We start from the raw sequence: 395 nt of genomic DNA, 5'->3' as shown, positions 1-395 counted from the left end.
CTGGATTTGTCAGCCAAAATAAACCATCGGCAAAGCCGCTAAAACCGAGTATTTGCCAGTATTCAAGTAGCTGGTCAGGCAGTTTCCCTCGATACGCTTCTATATCAGCGGTAGTCGCGGGTACAATTGTTGTTGGTTGGCCAAACTCGCTTAAAAAAAAGGCTAAATCGTCATCATTCGTTTCTATCATGGGTTCTCTACTTTTTATTTAACGGGCAGCGCTCAAGTTGAATGTTCAACTTAGCATCTGGGCCATGTTTTTTAAATGCTTTTTCAACTTGCTCATCCATTAATTGCACGCGTGTTTTATCCCCTTTTTTACTCCCTATGGGTGCTTTAGCCCACTGCGGACCTACAGAGCCATTAACTCGTTTATCGCCCATACGCGATACGCT

Annotated in this window: 2 protein-coding genes; both read right to left on the bottom strand. The window is 43.8% G+C overall.

Translation table 11 applies throughout. From position 1 onward, the window contains the following. A partial coding sequence (locus tag H5232_RS24820) for a GAD-like domain-containing protein (RefSeq protein WP_310736907.1) occupies positions 1–190 on the bottom strand: 190 nt, incomplete at its 3' end. Between the two features lie 7 nt (positions 191–197). Then, positions 198–395, bottom strand: a 198-nt coding sequence (locus H5232_RS24815; RefSeq protein ID WP_259400203.1) for a polymorphic toxin type 15 domain-containing protein, incomplete at its 5' end; no start/stop codon positions are given.

It is taken from the genome of Pseudoalteromonas sp. SG41-5 (assembly GCF_014164495.1).
GTDB classification, from domain to species: domain Bacteria; phylum Pseudomonadota; class Gammaproteobacteria; order Enterobacterales; family Alteromonadaceae; genus Pseudoalteromonas; species Pseudoalteromonas rhizosphaerae.
Note: the sequence above shows the minus strand (reverse complement) of the source record. Positions and strands in the feature narration are given on the sequence as shown.